The 15,003-nt window shown below is 64.9% G+C and carries 14 protein-coding genes and 1 pseudogene; 1 reads left to right on the forward strand and 14 read right to left on the reverse strand.

What is annotated here, in order from left to right:
- Window positions 1–27 precede the first annotated feature (27 nt).
- Entirely contained in the window at window positions 28–828 is an 801-nt protein-coding gene (fabI, locus tag BGI51_RS18565) for an enoyl-ACP reductase FabI (protein ID WP_042134086.1), read from the forward strand.
- Between the two features lie 56 nt (window positions 829–884).
- Here the strand turns inward: fabI and BGI51_RS18570 are convergent, their stop codons facing one another.
- The 14 genes and pseudogenes from BGI51_RS18570 to BGI51_RS18630 form a co-directional block, all read right to left on the reverse strand.
- A complete protein-coding gene (locus tag BGI51_RS18570; RefSeq protein WP_133861671.1) occupies window positions 885–1,748 on the reverse strand; it encodes a formate/nitrite transporter family protein in 864 nt (287 codons plus the stop codon).
- On the reverse strand, window positions 1,748–1,993 hold the full coding sequence (locus tag BGI51_RS18575) for a hypothetical protein (protein WP_133861670.1): 246 nt from the start codon (window positions 1,991–1,993) through the stop codon (window positions 1,748–1,750). The genes BGI51_RS18570 and BGI51_RS18575 overlap by 1 nt, the downstream gene beginning before the upstream one ends.
- 94 nt (window positions 1,994–2,087) lie before the next feature.
- Window positions 2,088–2,471: a response regulator gene (locus BGI51_RS18580; protein ID WP_085982650.1), complete on the reverse strand. Its 384-nt coding sequence runs from the start codon at window positions 2,469–2,471 to the stop codon at window positions 2,088–2,090.
- A 109-nt stretch (window positions 2,472–2,580) separates the two neighbouring features.
- The gene (locus BGI51_RS18585; protein WP_187979297.1) at window positions 2,581–2,793 is read right to left on the reverse strand and encodes a hypothetical protein; all 213 of its coding nucleotides are present in this window, start codon (window positions 2,791–2,793) and stop codon (window positions 2,581–2,583) included.
- 265 nt (window positions 2,794–3,058) lie between these two features.
- A complete protein-coding gene (locus BGI51_RS24140; RefSeq protein ID WP_423815002.1) occupies window positions 3,059–3,922 on the reverse strand; it encodes a methyl-accepting chemotaxis protein in 864 nt (287 codons plus the stop codon).
- A pseudogene (locus BGI51_RS24145) lies at window positions 3,914–4,684 on the reverse strand (MCP four helix bundle domain-containing protein); the annotation flags it as partial. The gene BGI51_RS24140 and the pseudogene BGI51_RS24145, both read right to left, overlap by 9 nt.
- Before the next feature lie 127 nt (window positions 4,685–4,811).
- Window positions 4,812–6,020 (reverse strand): OprD family porin, encoded by a 1,209-nt coding sequence (locus BGI51_RS18595; protein WP_252977125.1) that lies wholly within the window; start codon window positions 6,018–6,020, stop codon window positions 4,812–4,814.
- A gap of 1,120 nt (window positions 6,021–7,140) precedes the next feature.
- Complete coding sequence (locus BGI51_RS18600; RefSeq protein WP_252977126.1) at window positions 7,141–8,616, reverse strand: ABC transporter ATP-binding protein; 1,476 nt, start codon at window positions 8,614–8,616, stop codon at window positions 7,141–7,143.
- On the reverse strand, window positions 8,613–9,434 hold the full coding sequence (locus BGI51_RS18605; protein WP_133861666.1) for an ABC transporter permease: 822 nt from the start codon (window positions 9,432–9,434) through the stop codon (window positions 8,613–8,615). The genes BGI51_RS18600 and BGI51_RS18605 overlap by 4 nt, the downstream gene beginning before the upstream one ends.
- Entirely contained in the window at window positions 9,431–10,366 is a 936-nt protein-coding gene (locus BGI51_RS18610; protein ID WP_133861665.1) for an ABC transporter permease, read from the reverse strand. The genes BGI51_RS18605 and BGI51_RS18610 overlap by 4 nt, the downstream gene beginning before the upstream one ends.
- Window positions 10,363–11,904, reverse strand: coding sequence for an ABC transporter substrate-binding protein (locus tag BGI51_RS18615; RefSeq protein ID WP_187979300.1), 1,542 nt, complete (start codon window positions 11,902–11,904; stop codon window positions 10,363–10,365). The genes BGI51_RS18610 and BGI51_RS18615 overlap by 4 nt, the downstream gene beginning before the upstream one ends.
- Window positions 11,905–12,212: 308 nt before the next feature.
- Window positions 12,213–12,800, reverse strand: a complete 588-nt coding sequence (locus BGI51_RS18620) for an EF-hand domain-containing protein (RefSeq protein ID WP_187979301.1) — start codon at window positions 12,798–12,800, stop codon at window positions 12,213–12,215.
- Between the two features lie 101 nt (window positions 12,801–12,901).
- Window positions 12,902–13,960 carry an ATP-binding protein gene (locus BGI51_RS18625; protein ID WP_187979302.1) on the reverse strand — a complete coding sequence of 353 codons (1,059 nt, stop codon included), beginning with the start codon at window positions 13,958–13,960 and terminating at the stop codon, window positions 12,902–12,904.
- A gap of 2 nt (window positions 13,961–13,962) precedes the next feature.
- The gene (locus BGI51_RS18630) at window positions 13,963–14,703 is read right to left on the reverse strand and encodes a response regulator (RefSeq protein ID WP_187979303.1); all 741 of its coding nucleotides are present in this window, start codon (window positions 14,701–14,703) and stop codon (window positions 13,963–13,965) included.
- Window positions 14,704–15,003 lie beyond the last annotated feature (300 nt).

The following is a 15,003-nucleotide window of genomic DNA, read 5'->3' on the forward strand; positions in this document are numbered from 1 at the left end:
GGATTCAACACAGAAGAGGAAAAAACCATGGGATTTCTCGCCGGTAAGCGCGTTCTCATCGTCGGCGTCGCCAGCAAGCTGTCCATCGCCTCCGGCATCGCCGCGGCCATGCACCGCGAAGGCGCCGAGCTGGCCTTCACCTACCAGAACGAGAAGCTCAAGGGTCGCGTCGAAGAATTCGCCGCCGGCTGGGGTTCCAATCCCGAGCTGTGCTTCCCCTGCGACGTTGCCGACGACGCCCAGATCGAAGCCGTGTTCGCCGCGCTGGCGAAGAAGTGGGATGGCCTGGATTGCATCGTCCACTCGGTCGGCTTCGCCCCCGGCGACCAGCTGGACGGCGACTTCACCGCCGTGACCACCCGTGACGGCTTCAAGATCGCCCACGACATCAGCGCCTACAGCTTCGTCGCCCTGGCCAAGGCCGGTCGCGAGATGATGCGCGGCCGCAACGGCAGCCTGCTGACCCTGTCCTACCTGGGCGCCGAGCGCACCATGCCGAACTACAACGTCATGGGCATGGCCAAGGCCAGCCTCGAAGCCGGCGTCCGTTACCTGGCCGGCAGCCTCGGCCCGGAAGGCACCCGCGTCAACGCCGTGTCCGCCGGTCCCATCCGCACCCTGGCCGCATCGGGCATCAAGAGCTTCCGCAAGATGCTGGCCGCCAACGAGCGTCAGACGCCCCTGCGTCGCAACGTGACCATCGACGAAGTCGGCAACGCCGGTGCCTTCCTCTGCTCCGACCTGGCATCGGGCATCAGCGGCGAGATCCTCTATGTCGACGGCGGCTTCAACACTACCGCCATGGGTCAGCTCAACGACGACGAGTGATCGAAGCAGCTACCTGATCACCGCGAAGGGCCGGCAATTTGCCGGCCCTTCCGCTTTCAGGTGTCGCTGCGCACCTGGGCATGGCTGATCAGCGCGAAGATCAGACTGCCCCCGACGATGTTGCCGGCCAGGGTCGGCCCGGCGAAGGTCAGCCAGAAATCGCCCCAGCTCGCCTCTCCGGCGAACACCAGGTAAGCCACCTCCAGACTGCCGACCACGATGTGAGTGAAGTCCCCCAGGGCCATCAGGTAGGTGATGAGCACGATGATCCAGATCCTGGCGTGCTCTGCAGCGGGCAGCATCCAGACCATGGTGGCGATCATCCAGCCGGATACGATGCCCTTGGCGAACATCGCCGAGGCATCGTTCTCCATCACCTTGGTACCGATTTTCAGAAAAGCGGCGTCGGCCTTGGCATCGAACAGCGGCAGATTGAGGATCACGTAGGCGACCAGGATGGTCCCGATGAGATTGCCCACCAGTACCACACCCCACAGCCGCCCCAGGCGACCGAAATTGTGCAGCGTGGGTTCGCTCATCACCGGCAGTACCGCCGTCAGGGTGTTTTCGGTAAACAGCTGCTGACGCGCCAGGATCACCGCCAGAAAGCCAGCCGAATAACCGAAGCTGGCGATGGCCTTGCTGTAGCCACCCTCGGGCAGATTGGCATTGAGTAGCCCCATCGCCATCAACGACAGACCCATGGTCAGGCCGGCGGCCAGCGCCGACCAGAACAGCGCCGCGATCGTTCGTTCGAGTTCGTGATCACCCTGGGTACGGATGATCTCGTGCAGCACCACGGCGCGTGGCAGCTGGTTCTCGTCGACGTCCTCCTCTTCCTCGCGACTCAGTTCAGGGTCGTCCGGACCGGATTCATGCCGCTGTCGGGGTTCTTCGCCCTGTTCCTGGTCTCTCTTCATCAGACGGCCCGCTCGTCCCAGAGGAGTTCATCGTCGTCGCCGATCTCGGTCACGCGATTGAGCGCGGCATCGGCGGCCTCCTCCGCCTCGGAGGCCAGATCGAAATGACGCTCGGTGGCGACCTTGTGAAAGGTCGGATGGGCATCCTCGCGCCGCGCCTTGACGGCGATGACCGCTTCGAAACCCTGTTCAGCCGGAACGGCGGAGGAAATCGCTTCGTGATGATTGAAATGCTTGATAGCCATGGGCGCCGGTATCTCCAACCTGAGGCGACCGGAGTGGTCGCACCTGACAGATAGACTGTGCCGGCGGAAAAACGATCTGTGGCGAGGGAGCGGATCAGGCGCCGAGCAGCTTCTGCACCTGCAGGTGGAGACGCTCGAGGGAGAATGGCTTGGTCAGCAAGGGGACCTTGCCCAGCAACGGCGAGCCGGTATCGATGATTTCGGCTGGATAGCCACTGATGAAGAGCACCTTGAGATCGGGGCGCAACTTGAGCGCGGGCTCGGCAATCATCACGCCAGAGACGTCGTCGGGAAGGCGGAAGTCGGTGATCAGCAGATCCAGGCGTGGCCGACCGGCCAGGATGCGAAAGGCTTCGAGTGACGAGGGCGCCTGCAGGACGGTGTAACCCAGTTCGGAAAGATAATCCGCCAGAATCATCAAAATCTGCGGCTCATCCTCGACGACCAGGACAACCTTGCTCTGTTCCGCACTCACCATCTGACCCCTGTACCCACACGCTCGGCCCCCTTGGACACAAGAGGCCTGCAAAGTTCCATTCTAGACGCAGATTTAGGGGGCGCCAGACGTGCCGGCGACCCCCTGGACATTACTGCTGTTGCTTCTGGCCTTGCTCGTTGAGCGTGGTCTTGCCGGCGCCGGTCGCGGCGCCTGCACCTTCACCGGTCTTCTGACCAGCCGGGGTGCCCATACCAGCGCTGTTGGCCTTTGGCGGATTGCCTGCACTTTCGGTGGCGAAAGCAGCGCCACTGGCAGCGATCAGACCAGCAAACATCAAGGCAGAGATTTTCTTCGCGTTCATGGTAGGACTCCGGGTTGATTGGACACTGTTTAGGCAGGCCAAGCGCCGATTCGTTCTCTACCCGATGCCAGAGGCGATGTAACGGAATACTAAAGACTGTCGGGCGGGCATTCCAGCGGCGAGCAGGCGTGCCCGCCCAGCGCAGTCGCACGGGCGAATGCCCCAGAGCCCTTGTTAGTCTTTCTATTGCCGCGACGAACCTGGAGCCAGTCGCAAAGGACGCCTTCCCGCCGCCGCGTGGCGAGAAGGCCTCAAGGCCCTCCTCCTAGACGGCGAATTCGCGAACCACGCGATTCAATCCGCTGGCCAGCCTGGAGACCTCGGCGCTGGCGCTGGCGGTCTGGGTGGCGCCGGTCGCGCTCTGGGTGGCCAGGTCACGGATACTGGTGATGTTGCGATCGATCTCCCGCGCCACCTGCGCCTGCTCTTCAGCGGCGGTGGCGATGACCGCATTGCGATCGTTGATCTGGGAGATGGATTCGGCGATCTGCTCCAGGGACACATTGGCCAGCTGGGCGACCGAGGTGGATTCACCGGCCAGCTGCTGACTCTCGGCCATGGCCCTGACGGCCTGGGATGAATCATTCTGGATGGCGCCGATCATCTGCTCGATCTCGCGAGTCGACTGCTGGGTACGATGGGCCAGTGCCCGTACCTCGTCGGCGACCACGGCGAAGCCCCGGCCCTGCTCACCCGCCCGGGCCGCCTCGATGGCAGCGTTCAGCGCCAGCAGGTTGGTCTGTTCGGCGATGGCGCGAATGACCTCGACCACGGCGTTGATGTCCTGGGCGCGGGACGACAGGGCCTGGATCTGCTCGCTGGTGCTGGCCACGTTCTGCGCCAGCGCCTCGATCGACTGCACTGTGCGGGTGACCTTGTCCAGGCCGTCGCTGGTCAGGTTCTGGGTATGCAGCGAGGTGCTGGCCGCATCGGCGGCGTTGCGCGCGACCTCCTCCACCGCCGAACTCATCTCGGTGACGGCACTGGCAGCCTGGTTGACCTCGTCGTTCTGCCGCACATAGCCGCGGCTGGCTTCGTCGATCACCGCGGTCATCTCTTCCGCGGCGGAGGCCAGCTGGGTCGAGCTGTCGCCGAGATGGGAAACGGTGTCGCGCAGATTGCCCTGCATCTGGGCCAGGGCCTGCAGCATGCCGGCCGCTTCGTCGCGACCGACCACGGTGATCCGTTCGGTAAGGTCCTTGCGGGCGATCCGCTGGGCAATGCGCAAGGCCTCACCCACCGGCAGGGTGATGCTGCGGATCAGCAGAGCCGCAAGCACGACGGTGGCCGCTATGGTCAGGCCGATCAGCCCATAGACCCAGAACAGGCCGTTGGCATAGGTGGCGCCCGCCGCCTGCCCCGCAGCCTGGGCACCGCGCTCGTTGAAGGCGCTCAGTTCGGCAATGGTCTTTTCCAGCGCGTTGGTGAGCGGACGGATCGAGGTGTTGATCAGGACGATGGCGCCTTCGTTGTCACCCGCGCGCAGCTTGGGCTCGAAGGCATCCAGCAGGGTCCGGTAGCTCTCGGCGCCCTTGACCACGGCGCCGTACAACTGGCGGTCTTCAGCGTTGGCCAGGGTCTTTTCGTAGTCCTTGACCGCCGTGAAGAAGGCATCGCGATAACCGGGAAAGGCCGCGACCGTCTGGGCGCGCAGCTGCGGATCCGGTGTGGTGGTGGCCCTGAGACTTTCCAGGCGCAGCCGCAGCAATCCGCCACTCATCTTCGCCGCCAGCTGGTTGCCCGGCAGCCAGTTGGTCTCCACTTCCTGCTCCGCCTCGAAGAGCTTGCCCATCTGCACCACGGCGACGCCACCGAGGGCGAAGACGATCAGGACGATGACGGAAAAGAACAGCACGGCGCGGGGCGCGACGTTGAGGCTGCGAAGACTCATGAGGGTTATCCCTAATAAAATGACTATTAGGGCTATCGGCGCAGCGGGGCCCGCTTAAGCCAGCGACGACGGACGGCCGCGAACCGCTTGCCAGCGGTCGCGGCGTCCATTGGGGATTACGCGAGCGTCAGAGCAATTGCAGCGGATAGTCGAGGATGACCCGCAGCTGATTGACCGAACCGCCGGTGGACGGCGAGCCGTGGTGCCAGGCCTGGCGGACCCGGATCGACAGTCCTTTGGCCGCTCCCGCTTGCAGGACGTAGCGACCCTCCAGGTCGACTTCCCGCTCGTGATCGTCTGCGCCGTAGAGCCCACGATAGGCGCTGTTGACCGGCAGCTCGCGACCATCGATACCGGAGCCATCGAGGTAGCGGGTCATCAGGCTGAGGCCGGGCACGCCGAGCGTCTTGAAGCTGAGATCGTAGCGCGCTTGCCAGGAGCGTTCGCCAGGGGCATTGAAGTCGGAGAGCATCACGGCGTTGCCCAGGAGGATACCGCCGCCGAGGCGATCGTTGTCGCCCAAGGCCACGTAGTCGAACGGCGTATCACCATCGATCTGCTGCCAGCCCAGCGTGAAGGTGTGAGGTCCCTGGCTGAAGGCAGCGGCGAGGCTATAGGACGTATTGTCGATCGGGCCAGCCTTGGCCGCTCCGGTATCCCGTGTGTGATAGAGATTGGCATCGAAGGTGAGTGCCTGGGTGCTGGACAGCGCCCTTACCAGATTCAGGTTGCCGTAGTACTGGTTCCAGATGTCATCCAGCTGCGCCGCATAGAGCGACAGGCTGACCCCCTTGACCGGGCTGTACTTGCCACCGGCGAAATCGATGTGATCGGCGCGCTGCCGCGCGTATCCGGCCCAGAGATCGCCATCGCGGTTAGTGCTGACCTGATCGGTGGAAGAGGTGAAATGCCCTGCTTCCAGCAACAGATCCGCCATGTCGCTACTGAGCACGCTCCACCCCGTGGCGGTCTGCGGCAGCAGGCGACTGGTGCTGATGGCGAAGACCGGCGCCGTGGGCGCCTGTTGACCATAGCGCACCACGGTATTGCCCAGCCGCAGCTTCAGCGCAGCACCGGCACGGGAATATTCATCAGCCGGCTCATTCCCGGCATGAACGGGCAAGTTACCGGTGCCACGGCGTCCGGGGCCGCCATCGAGCTTGAGGCCCAGATAGCCGAAGGCATCGACCCCAATACCCACGGGACCCGGTGTGAACCCTGACTGATAGTCCAGCAGGAAACCCTGGGTCCAGTCTTCCTGATTCGCCCGTCCGTTGGCGCGGTCACTGTTGAAGTAGAAGTTGCGTACCGTCAGCACCAGTTTGCTGTCGTCCACCAAGCCCTCCGCGAAGGCTGCATTGCAGCCAAGCAGCAGCGTACAGCCGCCCACCACCCCAAACGTCCAGCGGCCGAGGAGTCGGCTGAAACTGGTCAAATGGGTATTGGATATCGCTCCTTTCTGATTACGCGTGCTTTGCATAACTTCCCCTATTCATTGTCGGCGACTACTAGTGGTTGAAGACGCGCAGCCAGACGCGCACCGGACAGCAGAGCCGCACCGGCGTGGCTTGAAATGCGCGTTGAAGAGAGCCCGCACTCCCCAGTACGGGCTCTGAAATCAGGTCATAGTGCTGGCGAATCGACTACCAGAAAGAAAACAAAGCGGACATAGGAGTTACTCGATCTCTTAATTTTCGAAAACAACGGACTTGCAAGCCTGCCTGTTCAATCTTTCGATATAACTCACTGCCACGCCGAAACTAGCCGGATAAAACCGCTGGAACTCTCACACACAGACAAAGAGGTAGAAATCAGTCGTCACATGAACTTCGCGGGCAGCCTCTACTTACGTGCAGACACTGCCGCGCAATCGACTAGTGCAGTCGATTGGCAGCAAGGGCACGTCGACACGGGATGCGTAATGCTGCTTTTTCCTATCGCCAGGCGTCAAGGTTTACGGCGTCTTTTCACCTAAAATTCAAATTTGGATATTTAAGTTATTAAGGTTTTTTACCGCAGCTCACCTCCTATATCTCCAATAGAAATCGAGCGCCTACTATAAAAAGACGGACATATTATAAGAATGTTCTAGCGCGATTCACGAAGCCCACGCCTTGTCCCTCATCTAACAGATACAGACGGAAAAACATCGATCCCATCGCTCAGTGCGCCAAGCTTAGGAAGTTTCGACTCAGGAGCTGTGCAAGTTTGCTTGGCCAACCCAGGATCTCTTTCTAACCAGTCCAAAAATCACTACCAAGAATTCTTGGTAAAGTAATACCAAGTTGAAACCTGCCGCTTTCGGAGCAGGGCCTGGATACCCGACGCTTTTTTCAGCGCGCAGCGAACCTCACTGGACGTTTGTTGCGCCCAGCACGTGACCGCTGCCATCGCATGTCAGACGAGTCGCTTAGCTGGAAGGGTGCTGCCGGTACTGAGGGATACCGGCGAAAATCCTAGTCGTGGGCGGCGAAAACCACCTCCGGCGCCTCAGGCCGGGAGTTCAACTCCGCCTGACTGCGCATCGGCGCCGCCGGATCTGTCAGGTGGATGCGCCGATCGGCGACGGCGCCCACCAGGTCCTCGTCGTGGCTGACCAGGAGGATGGCGGTTCCGGATTCCTCGGCGGTCTCGACCAGCAGCTCGATCATCTCCTTCTGGGTAATGAGGTCCAGCCGCGAGCTGGGCTCGTCAGCGAAGATCAGCGCCGGGTCGAGCAGCAGCACGCGCAGCAGGGAAAAGCGCTGCAACTCACCTCCGGAGATGTTGCCGGGCAGTCGATCCAGCAGGCGCTCGTCGAGGCGCAGGCGCTGCATCAGCCGCCCAATCCGCGCTGTATCCAGCCGATGCAGCCGCACCAGATCCGCCAGCAGTTGGCGAATGGTCACCGAGGGCGCGAAGGCAGCCACCGGATCCTGGTGCAGCTTCTGGAAGGCGAAGCGACCGAGACCCGGCTGGCGGCGGATCGCACCCGCGCTGTGCGCGGCCAGGCCAAGCAGGATGTCGCCGAGGGTCGACTTGCCGCAGCCAGACGGTCCCGTCACGCCGAGAATCTCCCCAGGCCGGACGCCAAAGGACAATCCCTCGAACAGCTGCTTGCCACCGCGCTGGGCGGCAAGGTCCTCCACCGTCACCACGGCTTCGTCGGTAATGGCTCGCGAGGTACGCTTCGGCCACTGGGCGGGATCGGCGGCCAGCAGTTCACGGGTATAGGCATGCTGCGGCTGGCGCAGCACCTGCTCGGCCGTACCGGATTCGATGACCCGTCCCTTGAGCATGATCATCACCTCGCCGCCCAGGCGGCGCGCGACTTCCAGGTCGTGGGTGATGATGAGCAGGCTGCCTCCCTCGGCCAGCATGGCCTTGAGCAGGTCGATGACCTCGTCGATGCGGTCGCGATCCAGCCCTTTGGTGGGCTCGTCGGCGATCAGCACTGGCGAGCCACCGGCATGGGTGGCGGCAAAGGCCAGGCGCTGGGCCATGCCCCCGGACAGCTGGAAGGGATACTTGCGCTCGGCGCCGGCCAGGCCCAGCCGCGCCAGATCCGCGCTGGCCCGGTCGCGGGCTTCGGCACGGGCGAGGCCGACGACCTGGGTGTAGGTCTCGGCGACCTGGGAGCGTGCCTGCATGGTCGGGTCCAGGCTCAGCCAGGGTTCCTGGGGCAGCACCGCCAGCCCCCTGCCCCAGTGCTTACGGCGACCGGCCTCGCGGCCTTCTTCGCTGAAGCCGTCCGCCAGGCCTATCTGCCCGTGGGCCTGCAGCCCCGCCGGCAGGTTGCCGACGACGCCCTGGGCGAACAGGCTCTTGCCCGAGCCGGTCTCGCCGATGATCGACAACACCTGCCCCGGCGCCAGGCGGATTGACAGCGGTTCCACCAATCGGGCCTCGGCGGTGCGGATCTCCAGCGCCGTGGTCGTGAGCAAGGCGGTCATGGCTTGCGCCCTCCGGTGATGAGCAGCAGCGACAGCACGGTTAGAAAGATCGCCAGGATAGGCAGGCCCATGACCAGGGGTGCCTCGGCGTAATAGGGCAGCAACTCGGTGATCATCAGGCCCAGCTCGGCCGTGGGCGGGCGCACGCCGATGCTGACGAAACCCAGGGCGGCGATGGCCATGATGGTCGAGGCGGCGCCAAAGGCGGCGATGGTCAGGAGCAGCGGCGCCATCTGCGGCCAGAGATGGCGGCGGATGATGTAGACGGGGCCGAAGCCCAGCAGCCCGCTGGCGGCCACCGCCGGCGAGGCCAGCACGGTGCGCGCCAGCGCCCGGGTCATGCGGAAATACTCCACCCAGAGCACCAGGGCCACGGCGCTGTAGAGGGCGACGAAGGAGCCGGGAAACACCGCGACGATCAGCAGCACCAGCAGCAACCCCGGCAAGGCCAGGAACAGCTCGGCCAGGCCGCCCAGCAGCTTGTCGACCAGTCCGCCTTTCCAGGCGGCCAGGATGCCCAGCAGCACGCCGGGAATGGCGGCGGTGCAGACGCTGATGAAGGCCAGCCCCAGCGAGAAGCGGATGGCCACCGACAGCCGCGCCAGCATGTCGCGGCCCAGGTGATCGGTACCCAGCGGATAGGCGCTGCTGGGCCCCGCGAGAATCGCCTCATAGTCCTGATGGGCGATATCGCCCGGCCAGAGCAGCGGGGTGAGTACGGCGAAGGCGATCAGTGTCGCCAGCAGGCCCAGGCCGAGCCCGCGCGCGGAAGATTTGCCCGGAGGCGCCGCCGCAGCGAGGGTAGCGTCGAGATTCATGCGTTTCTCCCGCGCGGATCGATCAGGTGGTTGGCGAGATCGACCAGGGTATTGAGGATGACGAACAGCAGCCCCATCGCTAGGGCGGTGCCCTGCACCATGGGCACGTCGCGCTGGACGATGGCGTGGACCAGACCGTGACCGATGCCCGGCCAGGCGAACAGCGTCTCCACCACCACCACGCCCTCGATGAGATACACCAGCTGCACGCCCAGGTAGGTCACCACCGGCACGCCGATGTTGCGCAGGCCATGGCGCAGGAAGACGCTGGCGCCTTTCAGGCCCTTGAGGCGGCCGAAGCGGTAGTAGGCGGACGCGGCGACCTCCACCGTGGCGTCCCGGGCGACCCGCGACGACACCGCGGCGAGCCCCAGGGCCAGGGTCAGCGTGGGCAAGACGCTGTGCCAGAAGGTACCGTGACCGGCCGCCGGGAACAGCTGCCAGGAGATGGCGAACAGCAGCACGAAGATCACGCCCAGGACGAATTGCGGCAGCGCGCGGATCGCGGTGGTCAGCACCAGCAGGCCGCGGTCCAGCAGACTCCCCGGACGCAGACCGGCCACCACGCCCAGCGGCGGGCCCAGGAGCAGCGACAGGCAGACGGCACCGATGGCCAGGCGGATGGAGCTGCCCAATTCGTGGGCGACGACGTCCATCACCGGCTTGCCGGAGACCAGCGAATGGCCGAGATCCAGGGTCAGCAGATCGCCGATCCAGGCGAGGAAGCGCCACAGCAGGGGCTGATCCAGATTCAGCTCGGCCCGCACCGCCGCAGCTGCGGCGGTATCCACCAGATCATAGCCGTAACGCCCGGCCGCGATGCGGTAGGCGGCGTCTCCCGGCAGCAGATTCATGAACAGGAAGGTGAGACCGCCGACCAGCAGGGCGACCAGCCCCGCCTGCAGCAGGCGAAAGGCAAGCAAGCGGGTCATGGGGTCCACCGCAGCTTGCTCAGGCCGAAGGTGCGCTCGAAGGGATCGATGGCGGCGCCTTCGACGGCATTGGACACGGCCATCGTCTGGCGATACCAGGCCACCGGAATCACCGGCAGGTCCTTTTGCACCTGGGCCATGGCGGCATGGCGCTGGCGCTGTTGCTCGGCCGGATCGTCGCTGGCCAGCAGCGCGGCCAGCGCATGGTCGAAGACCGGGTTCTTCCAGCCCAACGGACCCCATTCCGCACCGCCGTGGCCGAAATCATTGAGCAGAGTAACCAGGGGATCCGGGACCAGGGCGAAGTTGCGGCCATAGAGCGCCAGTTGCAGCGAGCCATCGTTGTGCGCGGCCGGGATGGCGCTGGAGTTCTGCACCGCGACCTCCACGTCCACGCCCACTTCGCGCAACTGCGCCTGCAGCGCGGTGGCGATCAGCGGCAGCTCGGGTCTGTCGGAATAGGTCAGCAGCTTGAGCCTGAGCGGCGTGCCGTCCTTTTGCAGGATGCCATCGGATCCCGGTGTCCAGCCCTGCCCGGCCAGCAGCTTGCGCGATGCCGCCGGATCGTAGGCGAGCGGCGCCAGCTCGGGGTCGTGCCAGGCGGGCACATTCCTGGCAAACAGCTGAGTCGCCCCGGTACCCGGCGCGCGTAACACGGCGGCGGCGACGCCTTCGCGCTGGATGGCCAGGCTGAGTGCCTGCCGTACTTCCACCGGCGCGGTGGCGCCGGCACCGGAGTTGGGGGTCAGCAGCACCACTCGCGGGACTGGCTCGATCAGCACCTTGAGACTGCTGGAGCGCTTGAGGCGGGCAATGCTGGGCGGGTCGAGCTGGAACACCAGCTCAGCATCGCCGCTCTCGGCCATCAGGGTGCGGGTCTCACCGCGGCCCGCGGCCAAGTAGGAGGTCCTGGCGATCTCCGGCTGGGCGCCCCAGTAGCCCGCGAAGCGCTTGGCAGCCAGGCGTTGCGGGGGTTCTAGCAGGGTCAGCTGGTACGGCCCCGTGCCGATGATCTGCTGTACCTTGCCTTCGCCGTCGTAGGCGGCCGGCGCCAGGATATTGGTGGAGGAATGCGCCAGCAGCGCCAGCAAGGGCTTGAAGGGTTTCGTCAGGCGGATCACCACCTCGTTGCCCTCGGCAGTGACCGATTCCAGGCCCGCCTGCTTGAGCACCCCGGGCTTGCCCCGTGCCGCATTGAGGGCAGCGGCCGCGGCTTCTGCCGTGAGGACGCTGCCGTCATGGAATTTCACCCCCTGGCGAATGGTGAGCCGCCAGGTAAGGCCATCCGCCGATTCGGTCCAGCGCACTGCCAGGCCAGGGACTGGCTGGCCCTGGGCATCGGCTTCGAGCAGCGTCTCGGTGATCTGCATGCGCTGGAAGACGAAGCCGGAAATCGACGGATCCAGCCCACCGATCTCGAAGGGGCCGACCACGTCGAAGACGCGTTCCTCGGCGCTGGAAAGCGGCGGCACGAAGGCGACCAGGGTCGCCAACGCCGAAGCGGTCAGCGCTGAACGAAGGGTGCGGGATACCGGCATGACAGTCCTTAGCAAAGCGAAAACGCCGATACCCGCTACCGAAAGCAACGCATCGACCAAGCCAATGAAGGCGCACGTTATATCATAACGTTTTCGTGATAAGCCAAGACCTATCTGTGATGGCAACATCCTGAAACAGCTGAAGAATTTGTCGCGGAGCGGCGGCAGGCGATCGGGTCCAGACCGATTGGTCGTAGGCCGAGGTACTCGCCCCCACGGAAAGTGCTGGCGAGAAGGGAATCGAATGCCAGGTGATAGCGCAGACTGGACGGCCGTTGGCCGCCCTGCCCTGCGTCGCCGATCTCTACTCAGGCGGCCACGTTCAAGGTGCTGCCCGTGGCAATGCTGCTGCCGTTGCTGCCAATACTCTGGTACTGGCGCAATACCGCCTGGACCAGTTGCGTATAGGGGCTCGACGACGCCTGAGCGCTGGAATCGGCCTCGCTGTCACTTTGCCCGCTCGCCCCCTGCGGCGGTGGCGGCATGCGCGGACGCGCTGAACCGCCCGGTCCGGCGACGCTGGAATCGCCGGATTCCTCTGCGCCCCTTTGTCCCTGGGGTCCACCGGGCGGCGGTGCGAAGGCCGAAGCGAATTCGCTTTCGCCGACGCTGCCATCGCCATCCTGGTCGAGCATGCCGAGCAGCTTGTCGACGTCAATCGCCCCGCTCTCGTCGGTATTCGTCTGGGTATCGCTCGCCGCGCTGGCGGCGGTGGTGAGTTCGCTCTTGCTGATGGCGCCGTCGCCATCGCTGTCGAGCTTGCCGAACAGCTTCTTCAACGGATTACCGTCTTCACCTCCGCTGACGCTATTGCCGGACGCTGTCGTAGCTGTGCCTTTGATCGCGCTGGCACTGCTGTAGTAGCTGGAGTAGCCACTGCCTATTCCGCTGATCATGGATGTCTCTCCCGGGAAATGCGGACATCAGTGTTCCGCACCGCCCAGTATCCGCCGGGTAGATGTCAGCCATTTGGTCACTTTGTATGCCCGGCGATACATCAGGGGCGCGGCAGCACCACCTGGCAGGTCAGGCCGCCGCCGGGCGTTTCCCCGAGGGTCAACTCGCCGCCCATGTGCGCCGCCGCTTCCCGGGCGATGGCCAGCCCCAGTCCGGTCCCACCAGAGGATCGATTGCGCGAGCCCTCCAGGCGATAGAAGGGTTCGAACACGGCTTCCCGATACTGGGCCGGTATCCCCGGCCCGCGGTCGAGGATGGAGATCATCAGCCGCTCCGGCTGCTCGCTCAGGCGGATCTCGGCCTGGCCGGCGTAGCGCAGGGCATTCTGCAGCAGATTGCCCAGGCAGGAGCGCAACGCCATGGGCGCCACCTTCAACGGCTGGCAGCTGCCCTCGACAGCGACCTGGGCGCCCTCCTCCGCCGCGTCTTCGGCCATGGCCTCGACCAGCGCCTGCACGTCGCAGAGGATGGGACGCTCCTGGCGGTGCTGTTCGCGGAGATACCTCAGGGTGCCGTCGAGCAACTCGATCATGTCATCCACGTCCTGGCTGACCCGGGCATGCAGGCGCGGATCGTCGATGTCCTCGATGCGCAGCTTCACCCGCGCCAGGGGCGTGCGCAGGTCATGGGAGATGGCCGTGAGCATGCGCCCGCGCTGCTGGAGCTGTTCGAGCAGATGCTGGTGCATGCGGTTGAGCGCCCGCGCGGCTTCCCGGGTCTCCCAGGGGCCGGTGACCGGAATGGGCGAACCGTCGAGGTTATGGCTGAGGTGTTCGGCGGTCTCGGTCAGCTGGCGTAGCGGCCGCGTCAGCAATCGCGCACCGAGCCAGGCGGCGATCACCAGCGAGCCCAGCTGGAAGATCAGCGGGCCGCCCAGAAACCACTCGATGCGCCGCCAGACGCCGGGCTCCCGGTGCGGGAAAGGCCCGGGCGGCGGTGGCCGATCGAAGGCGGCTTCACCCTCCATGGGTGGCGGCGGTGGCGCCGGTCGCTCGCCGAGTCCATGCCGAAACCAGAAAAAGGCCAGCAGATGGCCCAGCAGGATGGCCAGTAGAAAGACCGCGAACAGGCGGGCGAACAGCGTATCCAGGCGGCGCACGGCTAGTGCCCTATCTGCCTGGCATCGAACAGATAGCCCTCGCCGCGCACCGTCTTGATCAACTGCGGCGCGCGGGGATCGTCGCCCAGCTTGCTGCGCAAGCGCGACACCTGCAGATCGATGCTGCGATCGAAGGCCTCGATCGCCCGGCCGCGGGTGGCGTCGAGCAACTGCTCGCGGCTCAGGACCTGGCGCGGCTGCTCGATGAAGACCCACAGCAGCCGCACCTCGGCATTGGACAGGGGTACCATCACCCCGGCCGGCGAGTGCAGCTGATGCAGGACGCCATCGAGCTTCCAGCCATCGAAGCTGATACTGGTCCGCGGCGCCTTGCGCTGGGGCACGCGGCCATCCTGGGTCCGGCGCAGCACCGACTGGATCCGCGCGACCAGTTCCCGAGGCTCGAAGGGCTTGGCCATATAGTCGTCGGCGCCCAGCTCCAGGCCAATGATGCGATCCGCCGGCTCGCACTGGGCGGTCAGCATCAGGATGGGAATGCCACTGTCGCGCCGCAGCGAACGACAGAGGGAAAGCCCGTCCTCCCCTGGCAGCATCAGATCCAGCACCACCAGATCGAAGGCCTCCTCCGCCAGCGCCCGGCGCATCTCCAGGCCGTCACCCACCCCCCGGGCATTGATGCTGAAACGCGCCAGATAGCCGCAGATCAACTCGCGGATCGACGGATCGTCATCCACCAGCAGGATGCGCGAGGTCCAGCGCGGGGATTCGGATGACAGCGACATCGGGGCTACCTGAACAGTCGGACGATCTGGAAGTGCATGCTAGCCGCTCCGCCCGTGAGGCAGCTACGGGCTGGCATGTAGCCTTGTGTAAAGGTGGTCAAGGGGTGGATACGGAAGACGAGGCCGGCCAGGCCCTTGAACCCCGCGCCAGTCGAGAGGGCGTTCGCCTACCAGAGTAATCGCGATTGCGAAGCCGCCCGTTCGATGGTAAATCGGACAGATCGCCCTCGCTGCCGTGGTTGTCCCAGGCAATGGCGCCGTCAAGTACAGCACTTCCGGGCCTATTGCGGCTCAGCACTG

The sequence above is a fragment of the Pseudomonas oryzihabitans genome, assembly GCF_014522265.1.
GTDB classification, from domain to species: Bacteria; Pseudomonadota; Gammaproteobacteria; order Pseudomonadales; family Pseudomonadaceae; genus Chryseomonas; species Chryseomonas aestiva.

Coding starts and splice junctions, on each gene's coding strand:
- BGI51_RS18630 (WP_187979303.1), bottom strand. CDS start 14,703: ATGTCGCTGTCATCCGAATCCCCGCGCTGGACCTCGCGCATCCTGCTG.
- BGI51_RS18585 (WP_187979297.1), bottom strand. CDS start 2,793: ATGAACGCGAAGAAAATCTCTGCCTTGATGTTTGCTGGTCTGATCGCT.
- BGI51_RS18570 (WP_133861671.1), bottom strand. CDS start 1,748: ATGAAGAGAGACCAGGAACAGGGCGAAGAACCCCGACAGCGGCATGAA.
- BGI51_RS18580 (WP_085982650.1), bottom strand. CDS start 2,471: ATGGTGAGTGCGGAACAGAGCAAGGTTGTCCTGGTCGTCGAGGATGAG.
- BGI51_RS24140 (WP_423815002.1), bottom strand. CDS start 3,922: ATGCAGGGCAATCTGCGCGACACCGTTTCCCATCTCGGCGACAGCTCG.
- BGI51_RS18620 (WP_187979301.1), bottom strand. CDS start 12,800: ATGATCAGCGGAATAGGCAGTGGCTACTCCAGCTACTACAGCAGTGCC.
- fabI (WP_042134086.1), top strand. CDS start 28: ATGGGATTTCTCGCCGGTAAGCGCGTTCTCATCGTCGGCGTCGCCAGC.
- BGI51_RS18610 (WP_133861665.1), bottom strand. CDS start 10,366: ATGACCCGCTTGCTTGCCTTTCGCCTGCTGCAGGCGGGGCTGGTCGCC.
- BGI51_RS18615 (WP_187979300.1), bottom strand. CDS start 11,904: ATGCCGGTATCCCGCACCCTTCGTTCAGCGCTGACCGCTTCGGCGTTG.
- BGI51_RS18600 (WP_252977126.1), bottom strand. CDS start 8,616: ATGACCGCCTTGCTCACGACCACGGCGCTGGAGATCCGCACCGCCGAG.
- BGI51_RS18605 (WP_133861666.1), bottom strand. CDS start 9,434: ATGAATCTCGACGCTACCCTCGCTGCGGCGGCGCCTCCGGGCAAATCT.
- BGI51_RS18575 (WP_133861670.1), bottom strand. CDS start 1,993: ATGGCTATCAAGCATTTCAATCATCACGAAGCGATTTCCTCCGCCGTT.